Origin of the sequence: Priestia veravalensis, from assembly GCF_001457055.1 — a bacterium.
Taxonomy (GTDB): domain Bacteria; phylum Bacillota; class Bacilli; order Bacillales; family Bacillaceae_H; genus Priestia; species Priestia flexa.
This window is the reverse complement of sequence record NZ_KQ758630.1, coordinates 77,704-104,699: the sequence shown is the minus strand read 5'-3', so window position 1 is coordinate 104,699 and position 26,996 is coordinate 77,704. Positions and strand designations below refer to the sequence as shown.

Sequence of the window (26,996 nt, the reverse complement as noted above, 5' to 3'; positions counted from 1 at the left end):
AATTGGAGGTAAGGAAAATGGAAAATAAAAATTGGAAACGGAAATTTATTGCGATTTATACAGGGCAGTTCTTTTCATTATTAAGTAGTGCTGCTGTTCAATTTAGCATTATTTGGTGGTTAACTGATTCAACGGGTGGATCGCCACTTGTCCTGACTATGGCTGGTCTAGCCGGATTTTTACCACAAGCATTAGTTGGTCCATTTGCTGGAACAATTACGGATCGTTACTCTCGAAAATTAATGATGATTCTGGCAGACATGACTGTTGCTCTTGGAAGCCTACTCTTATTTATAACAATGTATTTTAATGAGCCAAGTATTTCATTGGTAATCGTTATCTTAGTCATACGTTCTCTTGCAACTGCATTTCATATGCCGGCAATGCAAGCATCTATACCTTTGCTTGCACCTAAAGAGCATCTTACAAAGGTAGCAGGTTGGGGACAGACGATAAGTTCTATTTCAAATATTGCAGGGCCTGCAGTTGGGATGTCTTTGCTTGCAGTTAGCTCTCTTGAATGGGTATTGATGTTAGATGTTTTTGGTGCTGTAATTGCAAGTAGTATATTATTATTTATTCACATTCCAAGGGTGTCAAGAACAGAAGACGGGGGATCTGGTAGCTTTATTACTGAAATGAAAGAAGGATATCATGCGATAGTGAAGCATCCTGTTGTTTTGAAGCTAACTATTACAATGACCATCGTCGCTATGCTTTATATTCCGCTTGGTACTTACTTTCCGCTAATGACAAGGAATCATTTCGAAAGAGGTGTTGTAGAAGCTGGAATAGTGGAGATAGTGTTTGCTATTGGTTTAATCCTTGGGGGTTCTCTAATAGGTGTACTAGGTGATCGTTTCGATAAAATAAAAACAATGGCTGCAGGAATGCTGTTGATGGGTGCAGCATTATTTATTTCTGGTATAGTCTCGCCGTCATTGTTCATTGCCTTTATTGTGATGGCTGGTTTGGTTGGTTTATCTGGACCATTGTTTTCAGCACCATTCTATGCCTTTATTCAAACAGAGATACAACCTCATCTCTTGGGGAGAGTTTTTAGTTTTATCACAAGTCTTTCGTTATTAGCGACACCGATTGGTTATGCGGTAGCTGGATTTTTGATTGAACTAACAAGTGTTGCCACATTATTTTCTATAATAGGTATCTTGATTATTATAAATGCAGTTATAACAAGGAAAGCGAAATAGGAGGAGATATTCATGCAATTTTTACTTTTTTTTTGATGCGAGCTTGAACTTGAAATAAAAGCTCGTATCGGTCCTAGCTATCGGTACGAAATTATAACTTTCGGGAGGTAGCAAACATGGAAAAAGTATGCTTTGAATTAGAAAATATAGAGTTAAATTATTTAGATAAAACGGTATTAGATATAGAACGTTTAGCTGTACATCAGTTTGATCGTATCGGAATTGTTGGGAAAAATGGTGCAGGAAAGAGTACATTATTAAAGTTACTTGCAGGGATCGTTCTTCCGTCTAGTGGAATAGTTAAGCGTCACGTAGATTTTGCTTATTTTGACCAATTAACAACACCTGAAGAATCAGAGGTTGATTATGATTTAAAAGGGAAACTGGCTATTCCAGAAACAGAACTTGAAAACTTTAGTGGTGGCGAACAAACACGGATTAAATTGGCACAAGTTTTCTCCAGCTATCATGAAGCTCGATTGATTGACGAACCAACCACGCATCTTGATGCAGATGGTACGCAGTTTTTTATCGAAGAATTGATGTACTATTATGGTGCACTTGTACTTGTAAGTCATGATAGGTATGTGTTAGATCAACTGGTGACAAAAATTTGGGAAGTGGAAGATGGAAGGGTAACAGAATATACAGGAAACTATACAGATTACGTTAGCCAAAAAGAGCTCGAGAAAAGACAACAGCAAGAGCAACATGAAAAATATGTAAAAGAGAAAACACGTCTAATGAAAGCTGCTGAGGAAAAAATGCAAAAGGCGGAAAAAGTAACAAAAGGAGATAAAAGAGTAACTAAAGTTAAAGGAAATCGAATGTTTGAAACGAAATCAAAAGGTACGAGTCAAAAATCCATGCAGCGTGCAGCAAAAGCGATTGAACAGAGAGTGGAACAACTTGAAGCGGTAGAAGCTCCTAAAGACGAACAAATCATTCGTTTTCATCAGTCGAAAGCTCTTCAATTACACAATAGATATCCGATTATGGGTGAACGATTAACGTTAAAAGGAGGGGATAAGATACTTCTTAAAGAATCGAACTTTCAATTCCCTTTAGGAAAGACGATTGCTATAACAGGAAAAAATGGTTCAGGCAAAACAACGTTGCTTCATCATATTTTAAAACATGGCGAAGGGATAACGATTTCGCCAAAAGCTGTCATAGGAACTTATCAACAAATGGATTATCAATTTTCAAAAGAAGAAACGGTATTTGAATTTGTAAAAAATCGAAGCGACTACGATGAAAGCAAAATCCGAGCTGTACTTCACGCCATGAATTTTACCGGGAATGATTTAAAAAAGGATGTTCGTAATCTAAGCGGTGGAGAGGCAACTCGTTTAGTATTGTGTCAGCTATTTTTAGGAAGGTATAATGTATTGGTTTTAGATGAACCAACAAACTTTTTGGATATTTTTTGTATAGAGGCATTAGAACGCTTTTTGCATGGATATGAAGGGACTGTTCTTCTAGTATCACATGATCGTACATTTATTGATAGAGTGGCTGATTGTGTATATGGTATAGAAAATCGAAAAATTAGTCTAAAGGTGGTAATGTAAAAATGAGAAGCAGGGGAAACACTGTTTCCTTCATCTAATATTTCTTACTGTTAAAATCTGAAGTGGGAAAGTTCAGCGAAGAACCATTATCTTAAATCTATGTTCTTTTTTCTATTATATGTCCCTGTCTTATTCCTCTTCCCCAAGCTAAAAAGTCGGTACCTACTGCTAAATAGTTGGTATCCAGAGCGGAAGGAAGAGCGGAGAAAAAAGAGCAGGCGAACAATATGTACTCAATCTTGATTCAATCGTAAATTCATTACAAATCAAGGCTGGATCCAATACGGGTCCAGTCTTTTTCTTTTGCTCAATATCTGTCCAATCCCTTGTCCAATCAGGGTTTCAGTCGTGTTCTCAATCCGCAAATCCGTAGGATTTTCAATCTCTATTCAGTGTGTTTCCTAACTGTAATGCCATCTCAAATCGCTACAATTCCTTTCTTTTCTCCGGATTCTTTCCTCCGTTACGGGAAGAACTCTTTAACATTATCTGAATATTCGATACAAGCCGGAACGGAAAAAAGAGGGCGAAAATGGGGGTTTTGGGGAAGAACTATGTAGCATATTGGAAGGAAGAGGAAAAGCGAAAGAAGAGGGGTGGAGCTTAGGGCCGCAAGGGTTTGGGAGGAGCGAGGGGGAGAGGGATTTGGGGAAGGACTTTTTGGCAGGGGAATAAAAGTTAATTTGTTCTATATTAAAATTACGATAGATATAAAGGAGGTTGAGAATGAAGATATTTGCCTGGTTTTTAATTTTATTTCATATAGCTGTTGCACTCTTCTGGATAGGAAATTCTTCTTACCTCTTTTCAAAAGGTGAAGTAATGAAAATAGATACTCGTTAAAAAATGATAAACGAATAAAAATTACTGCTAAACTTGCTTTTATGATAAAAATGCAAAATTCCCCATTGTCTATTTATGAAATTTATGTAACTATATTAATAAGGTCATCAGATGACCTTATTAGATATGAGCGCTTAATAATATAAGTCAACTAGGGGGAAGGGTTTATATGTTATTGTTCATTGCGCTAAGTGCGATCATTGCGCCATTTTTGTTTCTTGTAGTTCTAAGGATGTCAGCTGCTAAAGGAATGGCATTGAGTTCAATTATCGTCATATTGTTAACGCTTACTATCTGGGGGATGGAAGGGAAAGTAATTTTAGCATCAATTTTTCAAGGAATACATAAAACATTTACGATTTTGTGGATTTTATTCGGTGCATTGGTATTGTTGAATACCCTTCGAAATACGGGTGGAGTTGTTCGAATCAATCAAGGCTTTCAAAGCATTTCAGCTGATATGCGTGTCCAAGTAGTTATTGTAGCTTTTTTATTTGGCTCACTTATTGAAGGAGCCGCTGGTTTTGGGACACCGGCGATGGTGACAGGACCGCTATTATTGGCTCTGGGTTTTCAACCACTGGTGGCCGCCACCATTGCGCTAATTGCTGATAGTACAGCCGTTATGTTTGGAGCAGTGGGGACGCCAGTAGCAGTCGGACTCAGTAATATTCCAAGCGCAGATATTAATTTCTTTAAAGAAATTGCGGTGCAAGTCACAAGTTTAGACTTATTGGCGGGTGTCTTTATTCCATTTATTTTAATGGTTGTATTAACCACATTTAGTCGCAGTGGTATAAAAGATGCGCTGCAAATGTTTCCATGGACGTTCCTCATTGGAATTGTATATACGGGAAGCGCATTTCTGATTGCTAATTTCTTTGGGCATGAATTTGTCTCCATTTTAGCCTCTCTTATTACGTTAATTGTAGCAACTTTGACAGCAAAGAGAGGAATCTTATTACCTAAAGGAGAATGGAAAAAGGTAATGAGGAAAGATTTCAAGATAGCGGAAGATAAAGCGGAAATGGGCATTTTAACAGCATGGGCACCGTATATTATCGTTGTAGTCTTATTGCTGTTGACTAGAGTTATCCCAGGACTTAAGCAATTTGCGTTAACTGCTATTGACTTAACCTGGACGGATATTTTAGGAGTACAAGGTATTGTTTCTAAGTGGGAGTTTTTATATTCTCCAGGAACGATTCTAACTTTGGCAGCTGTGTTTGCTTTTCTTATTCAAAGAAAGTCTTATAAAACATTTTTGCAAGCATCAAAAGAGTCACTAGGTACAATGAAAATCACAGCGATTTCACTCATTGCAACGCTGGCGATGGTACAGGTGTTTGTTAATTCTGGATTGAACCTAAACAATTTAAATAGCATGCCAGAATATATTGCAGAATCATTAGCGAGTTCTTTGGGGGCAGTCTGGATTTTTGTAGCGCCATTCCTTGGAAAACTTGGGGCGTTCATTACTGGGAGTGCAACGGTATCCACATTAACCTTTTCACCAATTCAGTACAATGTTGCCCAAGCAATTGGCTTAAACTTAAACACTGTTTTAGCAGTTCAGCTCATTGGTGCTGCAGCGGGAAATATGATTTGTGTTCACAATGTGGTGGCTGCTAGTGCTGTTGTTGGTTTATCTGGTAAAGAGGGGGAAATTATTCGCAAAACGTTAGGAACAGCAGTTGTATATGTAGTATTAGCGGGTATAGCGGGGTTTCTCTTTTTAAATGTTTTTTAAATAAGAAAAGCAGGGTTCCCATTGTATTCTCTTATAAGTAAATCTATATAATAGAGAGATAGATGGGAGTTGAATGAAATGAACTATAAACGTGTTCGTGGAAAAAAAGCATATGAGGAAGTAGCTGAAACACTAATTGAATTAATTAAAGCGGGAGATTTAAAGCCCGGTGATAAATTAGAGTCTGTTGAAAAGTTAGCAAAAAGCTTTGATGTAGGGACGTCAACTATTCGCGAGGCTTTAAGTGGCTTACGTACAATGGGGCTAGTAGTAGCGAGGCATGGAGAAGGTACATTTGTAAATAACTTCGATCCTTCTAAATTCCAGTTGCCTGTTAACATTGCTTTTTTAATGAAGATTGAAGATATTAAGGAACTTTACAAAGTTCGTGAAATTTTAGAGCTAGGTACGGTAGCTCAAGCAGCAGCGGTGCACGAAGAAGAGGACCTATTAGCGCTTGAGAAAGCATTGATTGTAATGGAGAATGCAAGTGGGAATGAAGAGTTAGCATCAAGCGCTGATTTAGACTTCCACTTGGCCATTGCGAATGCGACACATAATAAATTACTTATTAATTTAATGAGCAGCGTGTCGTCGTTGATCTCTGAGACGATTCAAGAAACGAGAAAAGTATTCTTATATTCAGGTAATACAGTGGAAGATTTAAAAGTAGAGCATCGAAGAATCTTTGAAGCCATTAAAAATAGACAGCCGAATGAGGCGAGTGAAGCGATGCTTGAGCATTTACAAAATGTTCAAAGCCGCCTCTTTACATATATTGAATGATGTAACGGGCTGTTTACCAAATTTCTGAGAGGTGAGCAAGTATGAAAGTTTCCTTATTTAGTACATGCCTAAGTGACATTCTTTTTGCCAATGTCGCTAAAGATACGCTTGAAATCCTGGAACGATGCGGCTGTACAGTTGATTACCCTATGGAGCAAACGTGCTGTGGCCAACCAGCGTATAACAGCGGATACTTACAGGAAGCAAAGCAGTCAATGAAGCAAATGATGAAAGCTTTTCGTCATTCTGAATATATAGTTGGACCATCAGGATCATGCATTAGCATGTTGAAAGAGTATCCGGCTGTGTTCAAAGGAGATGTAGAATGGGAGAAAGAAGCAGAAGCTTTTGCAGCTAAGTGCTATGAGATTACTGAATTTCTTGTAGATGTATTAAACGTTACAGATTTAGATTCTTCGTTTAAAGGAAAAGTCACGTTTCATTCTTCCTGTCATATGAAAAGACTGTTAGGAGTAAAGGAACAGCCTAAAGTACTGTTGAGAAATGTAAAAGGTGTAGAATTAGTTGACTTACCTTGTGAAGAAGATTGCTGTGGGTTTGGTGGTACGTTTGCTGTGAAAAACTCTGTTATTTCACAAGAGATGGTCAGTGAAAAGTCACGCCACGTATCAGAAACGGAAGCAGAGTATTTAGTGGGCGCTGATATGGGATGCTTAATGAATATTGGCGGTCGCATGAGTCGTGAAGGAAAAGAAGTTAAAGTCGTTCATATTACGGAGATTTTAAACACTCATTAAGAAACGGAGGAATGGAGATGAGCGTCAAAATTGGTGAAATTCCATACAAAGAACGAATTCAAAAAGGAATTGCAGATGATTTCATGAGGCAAGCTGTTTCCTCCGCTCAAGGAAGACTTCGAAATGGGCGATTGAGTCAGGCAGAAGCATTGGGAAACTGGGAAGATTGGAGACAGCTAGGTTCTGAAATTCGCACGCATACATTAGAGAATCTAGACTACTATTTGCAGCAACTAAGCGAGCAAGTAGCTAGACGAGGAGGAAATGTCTTTTTTGCAGAAACAGCAGAAGAAGCAAATGAGTATGTTAAAAGTGTGATAAAAAAGAAGGAAGCGAAAAAAGTTGTTAAATCAAAATCGATGGTAACGGAAGAAATCGGTTTAAATAAAGCGCTCGAAGAAGTAGGTGCTGAAGTTGTTGAATCTGATTTGGGCGAATGGATTTTACAATTGGATGAAGATCCACCTTCCCACATCGTAGCTCCTGCTCTTCATAAAAATAAAGGGCAAATACGAGAAACGTTTGCTAATAAAAAAGGATATGATGGCTCAGATACCCCGGAAGAGCTAGCAGCGTTCGCGCGAGAACAACTTCGTCAAGATTTTTTAGCGGCTGATGTGGGGGTTACAGGATGTAATTTTGCTATTGCAGAATCAGGTGCTATCACGCTTGTTACCAACGAGGGAAACGCAGAAATGGTCACAAGCCTCCCGGACACTGTTATTACAGTAATGGGAATGGAAAGAATTGTTCCAACTTGGGAAGAGATGGAGATACTTGTTAGTTTGCTAACGCGAGCAGCGGTTGGACAAAAGCTAACGAGCTATATCACTGCTATTACAGGGACAAGGCTTGATGAAGAAGTAGATGGTCCAGATGAATTTCATCTAGTTATTGTAGACAATGGCCGCTCGAAAATTTTAGGAACAGAATTTCAATCAGCACTTCACTGTATTCGCTGTGCAGCCTGTATTAACGCATGCCCTGTTTATCGTCATATCGGAGGGCATGCTTATAACTCAATTTACCCAGGACCGATTGGTGCAGTCATTACGCCGCTTTTAGAAGGCTATGATGATCATAAAGAGCTTCCATATGCATCGACGCTATGTGCAGCGTGCTCAGAGGCATGTCCTGTTAAAATCCCACTGCACGAGCATTTGGTTCGCCATCGTCAAATCATTGTGGAACGAGAAAATAAAGCACCTATGGCTGAAAAGCTCATGATGAAGGGATTTGCGAAGTGGTCAGCAAACCCATCTCTTTATAACTTAAGTGCAAATCTCGCTAAGCCTGCTCTTAGACCATGGACAAAAGAGGGCATGATTGAAAATGGACCGGGCCCATTGAAAGATTGGACGAGTGTACGTAATTTCTATGCTCCTGAAGGTCAGTCGTTCCGTGCTTGGTTTAAGCAACGACAGAAGGAGGGGGAGTCATAATGATACAGAATAGAGAGGCTTTTTTAGATAAATTAGCTACTACTTTAGGTAGAGAAAGAAGAGTCGAAGGTGTACAGCGTCCAGACTGGAGCGTTACACCACAGCATGACGTATTTAAAGATAAGACACAGGATGAGCTTGTCGATATTTTACAAGAGCATTGTAAAGTTATTCACACAACGTTTAAGCGAACAGGCCGTGAAGGGTTGCTTGGCGTTCTTGCGGAAACAATTAAAGGCTATAATGGGAAGTCGTTGATTACTTCAAACGACTTGCGACATGAGGAATACGGGTTAATGGACTTTTTTGATAGAAATGCTGAAGATCTTCATGTCCATATTTGGGAGGCTGAGAAGGGTAAGGTAAATCAACAAATTGCAGAAGTAGCTGACGTAGGTCTGGTGTTTAGCGATGTCACGCTTGCAGAGTCAGGAACGGTAACGCTCTTTCATAATAAAGATCACGGCAGATCAATTAGTTTGCTACCGAAAACGTTTGTTGCGATTATTCCCAAGAGTACGCTGGTACCTCGAATGACCCAAGCAGCTACGCTTATTCATAAAATGCAGACCCAAGGTGAAGACGTGCCTTCTTATGTGAGCTTTATTACTGGACCAAGCAATAGTGCTGATATTGAGATGAACCTGATTGTTGGTGTACACGGTCCTGTCAAAGCAACTTATATTGTAGTCGACTAACTTCTAGTGGGAATTTCCGTCTAATAGTTATGAAAAGGCTGTTTTTTAGGTAAGGTTTTATACTAGTGTGCTATAGATTTTGGTAAAGCTTCCCTTGATAATTGAAAAGGGAAGCTTCTTTATGTTTATAATGACGGTAAGACGAACTAAAGGGGGTGACTAGATGGATAGTATAATCTTTGACTTAGACGGAACGCTCTGGAATTCAATTGGAACAGTAGCTATCGCTTGGAACGAAGTCATTAAGAAGAGCAATTATGTTGAAAGAGAAGTAACAGAAAGAGCCTTTGAACAAACCATGGGTCTTCCATTTCAAGAAATTGCTCAAAAACTATTCCCAGAATTAGATGAACAAAAGCAAAAACAGATTCTAGCGGAGTGTTGTGAAGTAGAGAATACTTATTTGGAAAAACACGGTGGTAATCTGTATCCACAAGTAGAAGAAACGCTAAAAGAGCTCTCTAAAAAATATAAATTGTATATTGTGAGCAATTGCCAAGCAGGCTATATTGAAGCTTTTTATAACTATCATAAGCTAGATGCACATTTTATTGACTTTGAAAATCCTGGGCGCACAGGTTTATCAAAAGGTGAGAACATTAAGCTCATCATGAAGCGTAATAAATTAAAAAGTCCTGTGTATGTAGGAGACACACAAGGAGATTTTCAAGCAGCTCAGTATGCGGGTATTCCATTTGTCTACGCATCGTATGGATTTGGCGAAGTTGAAGCGCCTGATTATACAATTGGTACGTTTCAAGAGCTAAAAGAACTGTTTTAGCAGCTCTTTGGGTTTAAGATATATGTATGCCAATGCGCGCCGTTTCACAGTCTATATACATAAATATACCTTTGTCTTGAGAGGATGTGACAAAGTTAGCTTTCTTCTTCATTGAATGTAAGCGGTTCATATCCTAACATTATAAGTGTAATTATGATATAGAAAGGAAGAGAGCACATGGCTCAATCAAATATAAAAGTAGGCGTTCAAAAGTTTGGTAACTTTTTAAGCTCAATGGTAATGCCAAATATCGGGGCATTTATTGCCTGGGGTCTAATTACGGCACTATTTATTGAGAAAGGCTTTTTTCCAAATGAAGAGCTTGCTAAGCTTGTTGGACCAATGGTTACGTACTTATTGCCCCTTTTGATTGGTTATACTGGTGGTAAGCTTGTTCATGACCAGCGCGGTGCAGTTGTTGGTGCCATTGCTACAATGGGAGTTATTGTTGGAGCAGATATTCCAATGTTCCTTGGAGCGATGATTGTGGGTCCACTTGGTGGGTATGTTATTAAGAAATTTGATCAGTTAATTGACGGTAAAATTAAAACAGGCTTTGAAATGCTTGTAAACAATTTTTCGGCAGGTATTTTAGGTGGCGTATTAGCCATTTTAGCTTTCTTAGGTATTAGTCCTGCAGTAGATGCGTTTACCCAAGCGCTAATTGTTGGTGTAGATTGGTTAGTAGGTGCTGGATTACTTCCACTAACAAGCATTTTAATTGAACCAGCAAAAATTCTATTCTTAAATAATGCAATTAATCATGGAATCTTATCGCCAATTGGTGCAGAGCAAATTCGTACTACTGGCCAGTCTGTCTTGCTACTTCTTGAAGCAAATCCAGGCCCTGGTCTAGGCGTACTGTTAGCTTATTGGTTCTTTGGGCGTGGAACAGCGAAGCAGTCTGCTCCAGGTGCAGCAGTTATTCACTTTATTGGAGGTATTCACGAAATTTACTTCCCGTATGTGTTAATGCGTCCAATGCTTATTATTGCGACAATTTTAGGAGGTATGAGCGGTGTATTCACGCTTGTACTGCTAGGTGGAGGTCTTCAAGCAGTTGCATCTCCGGGTAGTATCTTAGCTATTTTAGCTGCAACGCCAGGTAATGCAGGAAGCTACATCGCAAACATCGCAGGGGTTCTGGTAGCGACAGTCGTATCGTTTATTGTTTCAGCGTTTATCCTAAAAACAGGTAAGCAAACAGAAGATTTAGATGAGGCAACGCGCAAGATGCAAGAGATGAAAGGTAAAAAGAGTTCGGTTGCTGGTTCAATTGTGACAAATAAATCAGCTTTACCACAAGGTGTTAACAAGATTGTATTCGCTTGTGACGCTGGAATGGGATCAAGTGCAATGGGAGCATCATTACTTCGTAAAAAAGTAAAAGAAGCCGGTTTAGATATCTTTGTTACAAATACAGCAATCAGCAATATTCCGAGTGATGCTCAAATTGTTATTACACAAGAAGAGCTTACTCCGCGTGCTCAAAATAAAATTCCAGAAGCATATCATATTTCAGTAGATAATTTCTTATCTAGCCCTGAATATGACAAGCTTATTAATAAGCTTAAAGATGATTCTTCAGCGGAAGGGCGAGCTCCTGAAGTGGAGGAAGTAGTGGAATCAAGTCAAGAAGATGATAGCTTACTGCGCGAAGAGAATATCTTCCTTAATCAAGAGTTTAACAACAAAGAAGAAGCGATTCGATTTGCAGGGGAAGTGCTTGTAAAAGGTGGTTATGTGGAAGAAAGCTACATTGAAGCCATGATTGAGCGTGACAATATGACGTCTACGTATATGGGAAATGATGTTGCTATTCCACACGGTACAGAAGAAGCGAAAAAGAACGTATTAAAATCGGGATTCACTGTGCTACAAGTTCCAAATGGCGTTGATTTTGATGGTGAAAAAGTACGTTTAATCTTTGGTATTGCTGGTAAAGATGGTACGCACCTCGAAATTCTATCAGGTATCGCAGTAACATGTTCTGACATGGATAACATTGAAAAAATGGTTCAAGCTAAATCAGCTAAAGAACTTAAAGCAATTATTCAAGGTGAGCTGAACTAAAGAAGTAAAAGAGTAGAAAGGCATGTGAAGTGCCTTTCTATTCGTTCTTTTTGAAAGGCGTTGATTTCTTTAGATAAGAAATGAGTTGATGCATGTGTTTATTACGTCCAGGGAAAAGACCATTATTGAGTTAATCATTAAAACGTCAGAAAAACATACGGCTTTATCCATTGCTAGTTTTTTGAAGGTAAGTGTTAGAACAGTACATCGGGATTTGAAAGCAATTGAATCCTTACTGAAGCAATTTAATTTGCAATTAGTTCGTACACAAGATGAAGGACTAATAATTAGCGGTAAGGATGAACAGATTTTCAAGTTGATCCAAGAACTTATGAAAGTTCAACCTACCGATCAGTCTCCGAAAGAACGTAAGCTACTATTGGTTATTAAGCTATTGGAAGAAGCATCTTTTAAGCTCCAAACGCTAGCTAAAGACTTAGGTGTTAGCATCACTACCTTAACCTCGTACTTGGATGAATTAACAGATTGGCTTGAACATTACAGTATAACCCTTGTTCGAAGAAGAGGAGTAGGGCTAGAGGTCGTTTCAACTGAAATCAATAAACGAAAAGCGCTTGCTAATTACTTTCTTGTTTATTTTGGAGAAGAGCTAATCGAACAGCTTTTTTTACTTGAAAATAATCAGTCAAAGCAGGAAAAGGCTTTATATTATTTTAATACTGCTTATTTGGCAGAGGTAGATCGCATTGTTAATTTGAAAATAAATAAAGGTCATTCTAGGTTAGCGGATAGCGATTATATGGGGTTAATGATTCATATATGCATCATGCTACAAAGGTCTGAGAAGGGCTTTCAGTTAGAAGAATCGATGTTAATTAATGAAGCGTCAAATGAGTACAAATTAATCAAAAGTGTGTGTCAAGAGCTCGAAGCACAGTTTTCTCTCAGCATTAACCCCAATGATATTACATTCTTAGCTGTTGTATTGCGAGCATCAAAGTTTCAAGTAGCCAACTCAGTGGATTACGATAGTCTAGTTTTAGGACGCATTATTAAGCGAGTTATTCAAGATGTTTCTACTCAGCTACACATTGATTTAACAAACGACTTTTCACTATTTCAAGGCTTGTTGGCACATATGGAACCATCTATATTTCGCATTCAACAGCACCTAGAAGCATTCAATCCGTTAACAGAAGAGATAAAAAAGAAGTATCCGCTGCTGTTTATGGCAGTAAGAAACAGCATGGAAAAAGAGTTTAAAGAGTTATCTTTTTCAGATGATGAAATTGCATATGTGGTTCTCCACTTTGGTTCTGCTTTAGTTGTGCGAGAGGAAAATGTGGTAATTAAAGCTTTAGTTGTATGTCCAACAGGCATTGGTACATCTAAGATGCTAGCGAGTCGGATAAAAAAAGAATTTATTGAAATTGATTCTGTTGATGTGAAATCAATTAAAGAGATTCATGAAACGAATACAGAGAGGTACGATCTTATTATTTCAACCGTTCGTTTACCATTTTTAGCATGTGAATACATCTTAGTTAATCCGCTGCTTAGCGATGAAGACATTAATTCTATTCGGACCTTTCTTCAAAAAAATGTGGAGGAGTTAACACAAAAGAACCGATATTCAGCAAAAAGCAATATAACCGCTACTTCAATTCCAGCTAGTAGGCCGCCTTTTCAACAAATAATGAAAGAAATAAAAGAAGTGTATACAAGTATTGATTCAATTTTTGACAATCTAAGAATTTACCGAGAAAGTTCGGAGATAGACCATGAACGAATCATTGCTCGTATGGTTGCGGCTGCTGAACGCGAAGCTTTGGTTTCAAATAAAGAAGCTATTGTCCAAAAACTCAAGGAAAGAGAAGAAAAAGGGGGACTTGGTATTCCAGAAACAAGCATGGCTCTTTTTCACTGTCGTCATGAAGGAGTAGGAAAACTATTGTTTCAAATCTCTCATTTACACTATCCGTGTCAGGTAAAAGGAATGGATGGAAAGATGATGGAAGTCCGAAACCTACTGCTGATGTTGGCGCCAGAAAATCTTACCATCCGCGAGCAAGAGATTTTAAGCTTAATTAGTACAAACTTGATTGAAGATAAAGAAGCGATGATGATTTTTTCTTCGTCTAATGAAGAGATGATTCGAAAAAAACTGGAAGATACATTTTATGAATACTTACAAAATAATTTAATAAAGGAATGATAAGTGTGAAAACAGTTGTACATTTTGGCGCAGGTAATATTGGAAGAGGGTTTATCGGTTCACTATTTGCTCAGTCGGGATACCACGTTACGTTTGTTGATATTGCGCAAACAGTTATTGATAAACTCAATGAAGGTAAAGGGTACCATGTGAAAACCGCAGCAGAAAATGCCGAAGTGATTGAAGTGAATAATGTGTCTGGCTTAAATAATATGACGCAAGAGGAAGAAGTATTGGACGCTTTAAAAACAGCTACCTATATCACAACAGCTATCGGACCAACAATTTTACCTCGTATTGCGCCGTTGATTGCAAAAGGCTTAGCAGCTCGCGTCAAGGAAAACGATGAGAAAGTGTACGTTATTGCATGTGAAAATCAAATCTCGGCAACGGAATTACTAAAAGGTTATATTCTAGAAAACCTAGATGAAGAAACAAAAGAAGAGCTTTCTAAAAAAGTATCATTCTTTAACTCAGCAGTCGATCGTATTGTACCAATTCAATCGAATCCAGACTCTATTGATGTATTGGTTGAGCCATATTATGAGTGGGTAGTAGAGACAACAGAAGATATTCCAACAGTTGAAGGAATGAAAATTGTTCCGGACTTAGCGCCATTTATCGAACGTAAGCTTTTTACGGTTAATACAGGACACGCCGTAATTGCCTACTTAGGGTACTTGCAAGGAAAAGAAACAATTCATCAGACATTAGAGGATGCTGAGATTTATGAACAGGTACAAAAGACGTTGAAAGAAACAGGTGCGTATCTTGTTCAAAGGTATGGTCTTGATCAAGGTGAACATGAGGCATACATTAAGAAGATTATTGAGCGCTTCAAAAATGCTTATTTAAACGACTCTGTTAATCGTGTAGGGCGTTCACCTATTCGTAAGCTAGGCTCTCAAGATCGATTAGTTCGTCCAGCTGTAGAAGCAAAACAAGCAGGTTTGCCATATGCAAACTTAGCAAAGGCAATCGCTGCAGCATTGCTGTTTAATCCTTCAGAAGATGAAGAAGCTGTTCAGCTACAGACAATGCTTGAAGAACACGGTATTTTGTATGTGCTAAGTAAAGTGAGCGACTTACATGAAAACGATGATTTAACTCAAGAAATAATTAAGCACTACTCTCAATTACAGAAATAAAAATATCTTTTCCAAAACGAGCCTTATAATAAAAAGAGGCTCGTTTTCTAATGGAGTAAAAGGGGAGAGAGGATCCATGATAAAACCAAAAATATTTCAAGTTAACGGAACGGAGTATACTGTTCGACCTGCTAAAGTCAGTGATGCACCTGCACTTGCTGAATTGCGGTTACAAATTGATGGTGAAACAGAACATTTCGATCGTGTACAAGGAGAAGACCTGATTGATGAAGGGGAATTTAAGGAGTTAATTTTGCTGGACACGTCTATACCCAACCATTTATTTCTCGTCGCGGAAGTAGAAGGGAACCTTGTTGGTTTTTCTAGGTGTGAAGGCAGTCATCTGAAGCGTATCAAACATCAAGTCGAATTTGGAGTAGGTGTCATAAAAGAGTTTTGGGGATTAAAAATAGGTCAGGCATTACTAAGTCAATCGATTCTTTGGGCTCATCATCAAGGTCTTGTTAAGATGACGTTAAAGGTCATTGAAACGAATAAAAGTGCTATATATGTTTACAAAAAGTATGAGTTTGAAATAGAAGGAATTTTAAAGAAGCATAAGCGTCTATCTGATGGTCATTATTACAACACACTTATTATGAGCCGCTTTTTTAGCTGAATCATTCGTTTCGACTTCTCTTCAGAGGGAATACTTTCTATATCAATAAGTATCCGTAGGGAAAGGAGAAAAAATCGATGAGCTCTATTATTTATCAAAAATCTACGATGGTAGCATTGCTAGAAGGTGTTTATGATGGAACAATGACAAAAGAAGAGCTTTCTCAAAAAGGAGATTTTGGCCTGGGAACATTTCAGGCGTTAGATGGTGAAATGCTAGCGGTAGATGGGGGTTTTTATCATTTAAGAGAAGGAAAAGCGGTAGAGGTAGAAGCAAAAGACGTGCTTCCATTTGCCGTGATGACGTATTTTAAAGGCCAAACAGAAATGATTTTAGATGATGTGTTAACTCAGAAAGAGCTTGAGCAACAGCTAGAAGCTCAAATGAGTAGTGAAAACGTCTTTTATGCAATTAAGATAGAAGGAGTTTTTAAACAAGTAAAAACAAGAACGGTAGCGAAACAAAGAAAGCCATATCCACCAATGACGGAAGTCGCTGAAAGCCAACCTGTTTTTGAACTGGAAGATGTAAAAGGAACAATGGTAGGTTTTTTTACGCCAAATTATGTAGCAGGTGTAGGAATTCCAGGATACCACTTCCATTTTATTGATGAACATAAAACGGCAGGTGGTCATGTTTTAGATGTAACAGTTCAAGATGTAAAGGTAATCTTAGAAGAAAAAACGTTTTTGGAATTGGACTTAGATGATACTCAGCGTTTTCGTAATGCTAATTTAGACAAAGAAAATATAAGAGAGGAAATTGAAGAAGTGGAATAAAGCATCGTTTAAGCGATGCTTTTTTTAATCCAAGTAAATGGAAATTTTTAAGTGCCATAATTGCAAAAAACTCCTTGTGCTCAGCTTTAAAACATGTATAATAATACGAGTTGAAAGTAAACTTTAAGTTAAGTGTTACAAAACTTTATTTACTGGAAGTTTACTTATTTTAAACATGTTGAGGTTTAAATAAATGGAGATAGGTAAGAAGATTAAAAACTTACGTTTAAAAAAAGGATTAACGCAAGAAGAGCTTGGAGAACGGACTGACCTTAGCAAAGGTTATATTTCACAGTTAGAGCGAGATTTAAGTTCTCCTTCTCTTGAAACGTTTTTTAGTATTTTAGAAGTGTTGGGCTGCCAACCAAACGAGTTTTTTGATCAAGATACAACGGTGCAGAAAGTTGTATATAAAAAAGAAGACTACACCAATTATTGTGATGAAGAAAAAGGCTATCACATTGAATGGTTAGTTCATGAATCGAATGAAAAAGAAATGGAACCTATTCGCTTAATTTTAGAAAAAAAAGGTGAATTTAAAGAATTTGAGCCTTCCTTATCTGAAACCTTTGGCTATGTGCTAAAAGGAGCTGTTATTGTTCAAATTGGTCAGCGAACGTATGAAGCGAAAGAAGGAGAAACGATTTACTTCCAAGCTGCTGAAGAGCATAAAATGTTCAATGCCTATGACGGCGTCACCGAGCTTATTGTAGTAGCGACAGAATCATATTTATAAAGAGATTAAGAGGAGAGACGATCGAAATGAACGATAATCAAGCGATTATTCGCTTTGAAAATGTAACAAAGCAATACGACAACGATTTAATAGTGCTTGATAATGTAAGCTTTGAAATTGAAAGAGGAAAGTTTTATACGCTACTAGGTCCATCAGGATGTGGTAAAACGACTATCTTACGCTTAATTGCAGGGTTTACAGAGGCTTCAAGCGGAGATATCTATTTCAACGGTAAGAAAATTAATTCCGTGCCGGCTAACAAACGTCAAGTAAATACTGTGTTTCAGGATTATGCATTGTTTCCGCACCTTAATGTATTTGAAAACATTGCATTTGGATTACGAATAAAAAAAGTAAAGAATACAGAAGTCAAAAAGCGAGTGAGTGAAGCACTTCGATTCGTTAATTTGGAAGGATATGAAAATCGTGAAATTAAAGAGATGTCTGGAGGGCAACGCCAGCGCGTGGCAATTGCTCGAGCAATTGTAAACCAACCAGAGGTCATTTTACTTGATGAACCGCTATCGGCACTGGATTTAAAACTGCGTACGGAAATGCAGTATGAACTAAGAGAACTTCAGCGCCGATTAGGTATTACATTTATTTTTGTTACGCATGACCAAGAAGAAGCACTAGCGATGTCTGATGAAATCTTTGTATTAAACAAAGGACATATTCAGCAAAGTGGTGCACCAACAGATATTTATGATGAACCAATTAATCGCTTTGTAGCAGATTTTATTGGGGAGTCAAATATTATTCCAGGAAGTATGGTTGAGGACTTTGTTGTAGAGTTTGCGGGTGAACGTTTTGAATGCGTCGATAAAGGCTTCGACCCAAATGAAAAAATAGAGATTGTCATTCGTCCGGAAGACTTAGAAATTACGGATCCAGAAAAAGGTAAAATTCAAGTGAAGGTTGACTCTCAGCTGTTTAGAGGGGTTCATTATGAAATTTGTGGATACGATAAGGATGGAAACGAGTGGCTTGTGCATTCAACAAAAAAAGCAACAGTAGACGAAGAAATTGGTCTTTACTTTGAACCTGAAGCAATTCACGTTATGCGCTTTGGTGAAACAGAGGAAGAGTTTGATAAGAGGCTAGAAGCATATGGTGACGAGACTCATGCAAACTAAGTCACGTAATATTTATTTAGTACCGTATCTGCTTTTTATAGCTTTGTTTGTTATTGCACCGATTGCCTTAGTTCTTTACTATTCGTTCTTTGATATTCACAATGAGTTCACTTTAGCCAATTACGAAAAGTTTTTTACACCTGTTTATTTAAAAATGACACTCAGCTCGTTTTGGTATGCTTTTTTAATTACGCTATTTTCATTATTAATTGCTTATCCTACAGCGTACTTGTTAACTAAAACAAGACATAAGCAACTATGGCTGTTGTTGATTATTTTACCAACTTGGATTAACTTACTGCTAAAAGCATATGCGTTTTTAGGGATTTTCGGTACGTATGGAACAATTAACAGCTTTAGTGAGTTTTTAGGATTTGGCACTCATCAAATATTATTTACTGATTTTAGTTTTGTTTTTGTATCTGTTTATATCTTTATTCCATTTATGATTTTACCAATTTTCAACTCGCTAGAAGAGCTGAACCCTTCTTTAATATATGCATCGCGTGATCTAGGGGCTTCTTCATGGACAACATTCCGTCGAGTTATATTCCCACTCACATTAAATGGCGTGAAGTCAGGGTGCCAAGCGGTCTTTATTCCTGCGCTATCACTCTTCATGATTACTCGTCTAATTGCCGGGAACCGAGTGATTACGCTTGGTACTGCAATTGAGCAGCATTTCTTAGTAACACAAGACTGGGGAATGGGAGCGACGATTGCGGTCTTCTTAATTATTGCGATGGCAATTATGATGATTGCAACTGGAACTAGAAAGAGAGGACTATAAAATGATGAAGAAATGGAAATGGAGCAATATATATTTAATTTTAGTTTTTGTCATTTTATATGCCCCAATCTTTTACCTTATGTATTATTCATTCAATAGCGGTGGTTCAATGAGAGAGTTTGAAGGCTTTACATTGCAATGGTATAAAGAAGTCTTTCAAGATACAAGGTTATTAATCATTGTATTAAACACTCTTATTATTGCTTTGCTTTCATCCGTAATTTCAACAATTCTTGGGATTATTGGAGCGCTTGCAATTATTTATGTGAAAAGAAGAAGAGTTCAAAATGCGCTGCTGACGTTAAACAATGTTCTCATTGTTAGCCCAGATGTCATCATAGGAGCTTCTTTCCTTATTTTATTTACGATTGTTGGAATTAAGCTTGGCTTTACATCTGTTCTACTGGCCCACATTGCTTTTAGTGTTCCAATTGTTGTTATTATGATTCTTCCAAAGCTTCAAGAAATGAGTCCAACTCTAATTGATGCAGCACGGGATTTAGGGGCGAGCCGTTTTCAAGTATTATCAAAAGTTATTTTGCCGTTTATTTCACCGGGAATCTTTGCAGGATTCTTTTTAGCGCTGACTTATTCGTTAGATGATTTTGCAGTTACGTTCTTTGTAACAGGCAACGGATTTTCTACACTGTCGGTTGAAATTTACTCACTAGCAAGACGCGGCGTATCATTAACGATTAACGCACTGTCTACGCTAATTTTCTTATTTACTGTGCTCTTAGTAGTAGGCTACTATTTTGTTAGCCAGCGTAATCTTCGTACGAAAGGAGGCGGGGTTGAGAAATGAAACAATTAATGCGGTCATTTGTTGTTATTGTAGCCATTTCACTCGTCTTAATGTACGTTGTATCTCGGTTAAACTCTGCTCAGGGATATTCAGGAGGTAATACCTTGACCGTGTATAACTGGGGTGATTATATTGATCCAGAAATTATTGATGAGTTTGAGGAAGAGACTGGGATTAAAGTTATCTACCAAACGTTTGATTCCAATGAGGCAATGATGACAAAAATTGAACAAGGTGGCACCACGTTTGATATTGCGGTACCATCAGAGTACGCGATTAGCAAAATGAAGGAAGAAGATTTACTACTTCCTGTAGAACATAAGCAGCTACCTAACTTAAAACATATTAATCCACGCTTCCTCAACTTATCGTTTGATGAAGGAAATAGATATTCTATTCCTTACTTTTGGGGAACAGTAGGTGTTGTTTATAACAAAGAAATGCTAAATGGCAAGGAGATTACGAGCTGGGACGATTTATGGGACCCAGAATTAAGAAATCAAATCCTGTTAGCTGATGGTGCACGAGAAGTGATAGGAATGGGACTTAACAGCTTAGCCTATTCGCTAAATGACACGAATAAAACGCATTTAAGAGAAGCGAAAGAAAAACTAGATACGTTAACACCCAACGTTAAAGCGATTGTTGGAGACGAAATTAAAATGTTGCTAGCAAACGAAGAGGCATCCGTCGGTTTAGTTTGGTCTGGTGATGCTTCAGAGATTATGAGTGAAAATGAAGATCTAGATTATGTAGTCCCAGAAGAAGGGTCGAACCTGTGGTTTGATAATATGGTAATTCCTAAAACAGCAAAAAATATTGAGGGTGCTCACCAGTTTATGAATTTCATGTTAGACCCAGAAATCGCAGCTCGAAATGCTGAATATGTAGGGTATTCAACGCCAAACGAAAAGGCTCTTGATTATTTAGCGGATGAAGTTGCAGAGGATAAGCGCTTCTATCCAGATGAAGCATTAACTGAAAAGTTAGAGGTGTATGATAATCTAGGGAAAGAAATGTTAAGCTACTACAACGAATTATTTTTAGAGTTTAAAATGCATAGAAAATAGGTGTTGTTTTCACTCCCTTTATCTCACCAACAAGGATAAATGTGTAAAATAAATAGGTTTTACTCCCTGTTGAAAAGATAAAAATAGACCTTTAATATAGAGATAAGAAAGCTAATGACATGATTTATTATGTCATTAGCTTTTTTTATGAAACTTTTTTAAAAATAGGGGAAAAGTAAGGCGTAACACTTATGGCATAGGGGAATAGAGATGACGTGTTAAATTTTTTCATAATAGGAGACAGAATGTGAAGAAACAACAAATTGAATCAATTTATTTTTTAAGATTATTTGCCATGATGATGGTTGTACTTGTACACGTAACGGCAGCGTATGCAAGCGTCCTTCCATATAGCGGTGATGCGTATCAGAAGTATCATTTTATCAACCGCATTATTCGGATTGAAGCGGGAATCTTTATTGTGATTACAGGACTCGTATTCTTTTATAGTTATATAAAAAAGCCGTTAACAAAAGAGTTATGGAAAAGTTACTATAAGAGGCGAGTTACATATATTCTTATTCCTTATATCATTTGGGCATTGATTTATGAAGCATATTCAATTTATGTAGGTGCAAGAGAATTTAACGCGACAGAAATTTTGCTGCGCATTTTAAAAGGTGAATCTTACTATCAACTGCACTTTATTTTCTTAATTGTGCAAATTTATCTTGTTTTACCTGTTTTTATATGGATCGCTCAAAAGTTTACTTTTTTTCGCCGCTATATGTGGTTATTCGGAGTCGTCCTACAGTTAGTTTATCTTCAATTAAATTCAATGTACGGTCTTGTATCATTTACTTTATTTATTAGTTCATTATCTACCTTCCTATTAGGAGCATGGATTGGTGTTTACTATAATGAACAGAAAGCAAAAAGCGCGAATAAATCTACGATTGTTTTGCTAATTATTGCTTTAATTGCAGGAGCAATCGTCTCTTCTTTACACTATTATGTGTATACAATTAAGACACTTTACCTATCAGGGGTTATGTACGAGACGATTAATACGTTTTATCTCGTGTTAGGAAGCTACGTAGCATTTCGTATAGGAGAGATCTTAGCTGCAAAACTTCCTAGAAGAGCTGTTATTACAGTTCGAAATATTGCAATGTACTCTTTTGGCTTTTATTTAATCCATCCTTTAGTATTAAATATTGTCTCTGAATTTGTACCTGCAAATAGTAATCAATTGTTTCACATTGAAATGCTAATTCGGTATGCATTAACTTTAGCTTTATGCTACCTCATTATATGGGCTTGTCATCGGTTTTTACCGTTTGCAAGTTTATTGTATGGAAAGCTTCCAAAGAAAGCAGTATTCTTATACAAGCATGAAGTACAATAATAATAAAAGTGGTAAAAAGATCAACTCTTTTACCACTTTTTTATTGGAGTTGGAATTCTCTTACTGATTTGAACAGAAGCTGTTACGATAGCAGATAAGTCAAAAATAAATTATAATTTGACTCACATCTGCCCACGTTTTACATAAATAATAAAGAAAGAAACTGTTTCCTATAAGGATAGAGAAAGTGATAAAATAGAAAAGATGAAATTGTGTTAGGAGGAACACTTGTGAAAATTAAGCTTGGTCTTTTATACGGGGGAAAATCCGCTGAACATAAAGTATCTTTACAAACAGCTTTAGCAGTAACAAAAGCAATTAACCATGATAAATACGAAGTACATCCAATTTATATTACTGAAACAGGCGAATGGGTTCGCGGTACAAAGTTGACGGGTCCACTTGAAACGGTAAACGAACTTGAAATTAGTAACAGTGGTACGGTCATTTCACCAGTATCTTTAAATACAAATATGTTTGCTTTATCCGACGTGAAAAATGAAGAAACGCTTGATGTAATTTTCCCACTTTTACACGGTCCAAACGGTGAAGATGGAACAGTCCAAGGGCTGTTAGAATTATTAAACCTACCTTATGTAGGAAACGGCGTTTTAGCATCTGCAGCAGGGATGGATAAAGTCGTGATGAAGCAACTTTTCTCTCAAGCAGGTTTAAAGCAAGTAAAATATGAATATTTTATTCGCAAAGAGTGGGATGAGAACCGTGAAGCAGCATATGAAGTTGTTGAGGAAAACTTAGGTTACCCATGCTTTGTCAAACCAGCTAACTTAGGTTCAAGCGTTGGTATTAGTAAGTGTGATAATCGCAAAGAATTAGAAGCGGCATTTGAGGAAGCGTTCCAATTTGACCGTAAAATTATTATTGAAGAAGCGGCAATTGGACGCGAAGTGGAAATCGGTGTATTAGGTAATGATGATCCATCGTGCTCAGTTGTTGGAGAAATCTTACCAAAGGCTGCTTTCTATGATTATAAAGCTAAGTACGAAGATGGTAGCACAGGTCTTGCTATCCCGGCTGAAATTAGCGAAGAAACGTATGTAGAAATGAAAGAATTGGCAATTAAAGCATTTAAAGCAATTGACGGTTCAGGACTTGTTCGTGCTGATTTCTTCTTAACAAAAGAAGGCGAGTTAATCATTAATGAGGTAAACACAATGCCAGGGTTTACACCGTTTAGTATGTTCCCATTATTATGGAAGCATGCAGGTGTTGAATATCCGGTGTTAATTGAAACATTAGTGGATTTAGCGCTTCAGCGTCATGATGAAAAGCAAAAAATTAAACATACGATGTAAGAAAAAGGCTGACACTATTCAAAATGAATAGTGTTTCTGCTTTTTGCGAAAGGAGTTATAAGCATTATGATTAATCGAAAGCTAAAAGATGTGGTGAAGATGATTCCAAACAGCAGTTTAGCTCATGGTGACGAACAGGTTCATATTAAAGGTGTTTCAATTGATACAAGAACACTGCAACCAGAAAATTTATATGTACCAATTAAAGGTAATCGCTTCAATGGACATGAATTTGTTGAAAAAGCAATTGAAGCAGGTGCTGTGGCAACCTTATGGAACAAAGATGAAAAAGATATTCCACAAAATGTACCTGTCATTTTAGTAGATGATACGCTTGAAGCACTACAGCAATTAGCAAAAGCGTACCGTCATGAATTAGCGGTAAAAGTGGTAGGAATTACAGGAAGTAACGGGAAAACAACAACAAAAGACATGGTGGATGCTGTTTTATCGACAACGTATAAAGTTTTGAAAACAGCAGGTAATTTTAACAACCATATCGGTATGCCATTAACAATCTTGCGTTTGGAAGAAGATACTGATATTGCTGTCCTTGAAATGGGAATGAGTAGTCGCGGTGAAATTGAATTTCTCTCAAACCTGGCTGAGCCTGATGTTGCTGTCATTACAAACATTGGTGAATCCCATCTGCAAGATTTAGGTAGCCGAGAAGGAATTGCTGAAGCAAAATTTGAAATTACAAGCGGTTTATCTGAGCAAGGACAATTTATCTTTAATGGTGATGAACCACTTCTAACAAGTCGAGTGAATAATCCAAAGTTTAAAGCCATTACGTTTGGAAGCTCACCAAATAATGACCTTTTTTTAACGGATATGACAAGAGAAGAACATGGAACGACATTTTTCGTTTCACGTGAAACACAAAAGTTTTTCATTCCTGTATTAGGTGAGCATAATGCACATAACGCAATGGCTGCTATTGCTGTTGGTCGCTATTTTAACCTGAGTAATGAAACAATTGCACAAGGATTAGCTGGCTTGAAGCTGACAAATATGCGAATGGAATTAGTGAAGGCTGAGAGTGGATTAACGTTTATTAATGATGCGTATAATGCAAGTCCAACATCAATGAAAGCAGCGATTAAGTTAATCCATGAGATTCAAGGTTATAACAAGAAAATCTTGGTTTTGGGGGATATGCTCGAACTTGGTGATCAAGAAATACAATTTCATAAAGAGATTGGAAAATTTATTGACCCTGCTGCAGTGGAATATGTATTTACATACGGTCCACTAAGTAAGGAGATTGCCTCAGGAGCACAAGAGAATTTTCAAGAAGGAAAAGTTCTTCATTTTGACGATAAAGATACGTTAGCAGATCACTTACAATCTGTTAGTTCTTCAAATGATATTGTATTGGTGAAAGCATCTCGAGGTATGAAGCTTGAAGAAGTAATCACTAAAGTGATGTCGAAATAAGAAGACGAATAATAGAATAAGCTCTATTGCAAATAAAAACTCATAGTGTTATGATGTAGTTTGAGTGTCTTGAGATGCTTATTCTCTAAACGTTGATTTCATTAAGTAATCGTTTAGAGCATTTTCCGGGTATCGGGGAATGCTTTTTTTTGTAAAATATAGATAGTCTAAATATAGAAGGAGTTTGAAAAATTTGGCATTATTTCAAGAGTTAGGTTTAAGTCAACAGCTAAACAACGCTGTTAGTAAAATGGGTTTTGAGGAAGCTACACCAATCCAGTCTGAAACAATTCCTTTAGCGCTACAAGGTCATGATTTAATTGGACAAGCACAAACAGGAACTGGTAAAACAGCAGCATTCGGTATTCCTCTTATCGAAAAAGTAGATGCAAGCGTTGATGCAATTCAAGGTTTAATTATCGCACCTACACGTGAACTTGCTGTACAGGTATCTGAAGAACTTTATAAGATTGGACAAACAAAACGCGTTCGTGTTTTACCAATCTACGGTGGTCAAGATATCAGCCGTCAAATTCGCGCTCTAAAGAAACGCCCTCACATTATCGTTGGAACACCAGGACGTATGTTAGATCATATTAACCGTCGTACACTTCGCTTACAAGATGTTCACACTGTTGTATTAGATGAAGCGGATGAAATGTTAAATATGGGATTCATTGAAGATATTGAAAAAATCTTATCTAATGTTCCTGAGAATCATCAAACGCTATTATTCTCAGCAACAATGCCTGACCCAATCCGCCGCATTGCTGAAAAATTCATGAGCGAACCTAAAGTTGTAAAAGTAAAAGCAAAAGAAGTAACAGTTCCAAACATTCAACAGTACTACGTTGAAGTACAAGAAAAACGTAAATTTGATGTGTTAACACGTCTTTTAGATATGCAGTCACCAGAATTAGCTATTATTTTTGGTCGTACAAAGCGTCGTGTTGACGAGTTATCAGAAGCTCTAAACGTACGTGGCTATTCAGCTCAAGGAATCCATGGTGATTTAACGCAAGCAAAACGTCTATCTGTTTTGCGTCAATTTAAAGAAGGTTCTATTGACGTGTTGGTTGCTACAGATGTAGCTGCTCGTGGACTAGATATTTCAGGCGTAACTCACGTTTATAACTTTGATATTCCACAAGATCCAGAAAGCTATGTTCACCGTATTGGACGTACAGGTCGTGCGGGTAAAATGGGTGCAGCGATGACGTTTGTAACACCAAGGGAATCTAGTCAATTACACAACATTGAGCGCACAACTAAGCGTAAAATGGATCGGATGACACCTCCAACATTGGATGAAGCATTAGAAGGTCAACAGCGTATTGCTGCAGATAAGTTAGTTGAAACAGTAAAAACAGGTAACTTATCTTACTATAAGCAATTAGCTGAAGAGCTACTAGAAGAAAATGAATCTGTAGCATTAGTAGCAGCAGCACTTAAGTTAGCAACAAAAGAGCCAAACGATGTGCCTGTAAACTTAACAGCTGAACCACCTGTTGTTGGAAAAGGTGATAAGAACAGACGTGGTGGTAACAACGGCAGTGGTCGTTCACGTTCTAATTCTAAAAACTATTCACAACAAAACCGTCGTGGAAACTCTAAGCGATTTGGAGATAAGCGCCGTAGCAATAATAGCGGTGGTCAGGGAAATCGCCAAAACAACCGCAAAGATTCACGTACAAAAGCATAAAAGAAAAGCGAGCCA

The 26,996-nt window shown here is 37.5% G+C and carries 22 protein-coding genes; all 22 read left to right on the top strand.

All coding sequences use genetic code 11. The annotated features are described in order from the left end of the window. Positions 1–17 precede the first annotated feature (17 nt). The 22 genes from AS180_RS04015 (at position 18) to AS180_RS03910 (ending at position 26,981) form a co-directional block, all read left to right on the top strand. Positions 18–1,211, top strand: a complete 1,194-nt coding sequence (locus AS180_RS04015; RefSeq protein WP_026682655.1) for an MFS transporter — start codon at positions 18–20, stop codon at positions 1,209–1,211. Between the two features lie 116 nt (positions 1,212–1,327). Then, positions 1,328–2,785 carry an Msr family ABC-F type ribosomal protection protein gene (locus AS180_RS04010; protein ID WP_026682654.1) on the top strand — a complete coding sequence of 486 codons (1,458 nt, stop codon included), beginning with the start codon at positions 1,328–1,330 and terminating at the stop codon, positions 2,783–2,785. 1,012 nt (positions 2,786–3,797) lie between these two features. Beyond that, positions 3,798–5,378, top strand: coding sequence for an L-lactate permease (locus tag AS180_RS04005; RefSeq protein WP_062686445.1), 1,581 nt, complete (start codon positions 3,798–3,800; stop codon positions 5,376–5,378). Positions 5,379–5,456: 78 nt separating this feature from the next. Continuing rightward, complete coding sequence (locus AS180_RS04000) at positions 5,457–6,164, top strand: FadR/GntR family transcriptional regulator (protein ID WP_025910564.1); 708 nt, start codon at positions 5,457–5,459, stop codon at positions 6,162–6,164. A 41-nt stretch (positions 6,165–6,205) separates the two neighbouring features. Beyond that, positions 6,206–6,922: a (Fe-S)-binding protein gene (locus AS180_RS03995; protein ID WP_025910567.1), complete on the top strand. Its 717-nt coding sequence runs from the start codon at positions 6,206–6,208 to the stop codon at positions 6,920–6,922. A 17-nt stretch (positions 6,923–6,939) separates the two neighbouring features. Continuing rightward, positions 6,940–8,364, top strand: coding sequence for a LutB/LldF family L-lactate oxidation iron-sulfur protein (locus tag AS180_RS03990; protein ID WP_025910568.1), 1,425 nt, complete (start codon positions 6,940–6,942; stop codon positions 8,362–8,364). Beyond that, a complete protein-coding gene (locus tag AS180_RS03985; protein ID WP_035321018.1) occupies positions 8,364–9,062 on the top strand; it encodes a LutC/YkgG family protein in 699 nt (232 codons plus the stop codon). The genes AS180_RS03990 and AS180_RS03985 overlap by 1 nt, the downstream gene beginning before the upstream one ends. A gap of 163 nt (positions 9,063–9,225) precedes the next feature. Further along, entirely contained in the window at positions 9,226–9,843 is a 618-nt protein-coding gene (locus AS180_RS03980; protein WP_025910571.1) for an HAD family hydrolase, read from the top strand. A 177-nt stretch (positions 9,844–10,020) separates the two neighbouring features. Next, on the top strand, positions 10,021–11,916 hold the full coding sequence (locus AS180_RS03975) for a PTS mannitol transporter subunit IICBA (protein ID WP_025910573.1): 1,896 nt from the start codon (positions 10,021–10,023) through the stop codon (positions 11,914–11,916). A gap of 88 nt (positions 11,917–12,004) precedes the next feature. Beyond that, positions 12,005–14,092 carry a BglG family transcription antiterminator gene (locus AS180_RS03970; RefSeq protein WP_035321019.1) on the top strand — a complete coding sequence of 696 codons (2,088 nt, stop codon included), beginning with the start codon at positions 12,005–12,007 and terminating at the stop codon, positions 14,090–14,092. A 5-nt stretch (positions 14,093–14,097) separates the two neighbouring features. Next, positions 14,098–15,240 carry a mannitol-1-phosphate 5-dehydrogenase gene (locus AS180_RS03965; RefSeq protein WP_025910575.1) on the top strand — a complete coding sequence of 381 codons (1,143 nt, stop codon included), beginning with the start codon at positions 14,098–14,100 and terminating at the stop codon, positions 15,238–15,240. Positions 15,241–15,316: 76 nt separating this feature from the next. Continuing rightward, positions 15,317–15,859, top strand: a complete 543-nt coding sequence (locus tag AS180_RS03960) for a GNAT family N-acetyltransferase (RefSeq protein WP_062686444.1) — start codon at positions 15,317–15,319, stop codon at positions 15,857–15,859. A gap of 77 nt (positions 15,860–15,936) precedes the next feature. Further along, positions 15,937–16,638 carry an acetolactate decarboxylase gene (budA, locus tag AS180_RS03955; protein WP_025910579.1) on the top strand — a complete coding sequence of 234 codons (702 nt, stop codon included), beginning with the start codon at positions 15,937–15,939 and terminating at the stop codon, positions 16,636–16,638. A 193-nt stretch (positions 16,639–16,831) separates the two neighbouring features. After that, on the top strand, positions 16,832–17,374 hold the full coding sequence (locus AS180_RS03950) for a helix-turn-helix domain-containing protein (RefSeq protein ID WP_025910581.1): 543 nt from the start codon (positions 16,832–16,834) through the stop codon (positions 17,372–17,374). A gap of 26 nt (positions 17,375–17,400) precedes the next feature. Then, positions 17,401–18,510: an ABC transporter ATP-binding protein gene (locus AS180_RS03945; protein ID WP_062686443.1), complete on the top strand. Its 1,110-nt coding sequence runs from the start codon at positions 17,401–17,403 to the stop codon at positions 18,508–18,510. Further along, positions 18,500–19,300, top strand: coding sequence for an ABC transporter permease (locus tag AS180_RS03940; RefSeq protein WP_025910584.1), 801 nt, complete (start codon positions 18,500–18,502; stop codon positions 19,298–19,300). Before AS180_RS03945 ends, AS180_RS03940 begins: the two co-directional genes overlap by 11 nt. Before the next feature lies 1 nt (position 19,301). Then, complete coding sequence (locus tag AS180_RS03935) at positions 19,302–20,105, top strand: ABC transporter permease (RefSeq protein ID WP_062686442.1); 804 nt, start codon at positions 19,302–19,304, stop codon at positions 20,103–20,105. After that, complete coding sequence (locus tag AS180_RS03930) at positions 20,102–21,175, top strand: ABC transporter substrate-binding protein (RefSeq protein WP_062686441.1); 1,074 nt, start codon at positions 20,102–20,104, stop codon at positions 21,173–21,175. The genes AS180_RS03935 and AS180_RS03930 overlap by 4 nt, the downstream gene beginning before the upstream one ends. Before the next feature lie 247 nt (positions 21,176–21,422). After that, a complete protein-coding gene (locus AS180_RS03925) occupies positions 21,423–22,523 on the top strand; it encodes an acyltransferase (protein ID WP_090752706.1) in 1,101 nt (366 codons plus the stop codon). A gap of 230 nt (positions 22,524–22,753) precedes the next feature. Then, positions 22,754–23,839 carry a D-alanine--D-alanine ligase gene (locus tag AS180_RS03920; RefSeq protein WP_062686440.1) on the top strand — a complete coding sequence of 362 codons (1,086 nt, stop codon included), beginning with the start codon at positions 22,754–22,756 and terminating at the stop codon, positions 23,837–23,839. 66 nt (positions 23,840–23,905) lie between these two features. After that, positions 23,906–25,279: a UDP-N-acetylmuramoyl-tripeptide--D-alanyl-D-alanine ligase gene (locus AS180_RS03915; RefSeq protein WP_062686439.1), complete on the top strand. Its 1,374-nt coding sequence runs from the start codon at positions 23,906–23,908 to the stop codon at positions 25,277–25,279. A 193-nt stretch (positions 25,280–25,472) separates the two neighbouring features. Continuing rightward, a complete protein-coding gene (locus AS180_RS03910) occupies positions 25,473–26,981 on the top strand; it encodes a DEAD/DEAH box helicase (RefSeq protein WP_062686438.1) in 1,509 nt (502 codons plus the stop codon). Positions 26,982–26,996 lie beyond the last annotated feature (15 nt).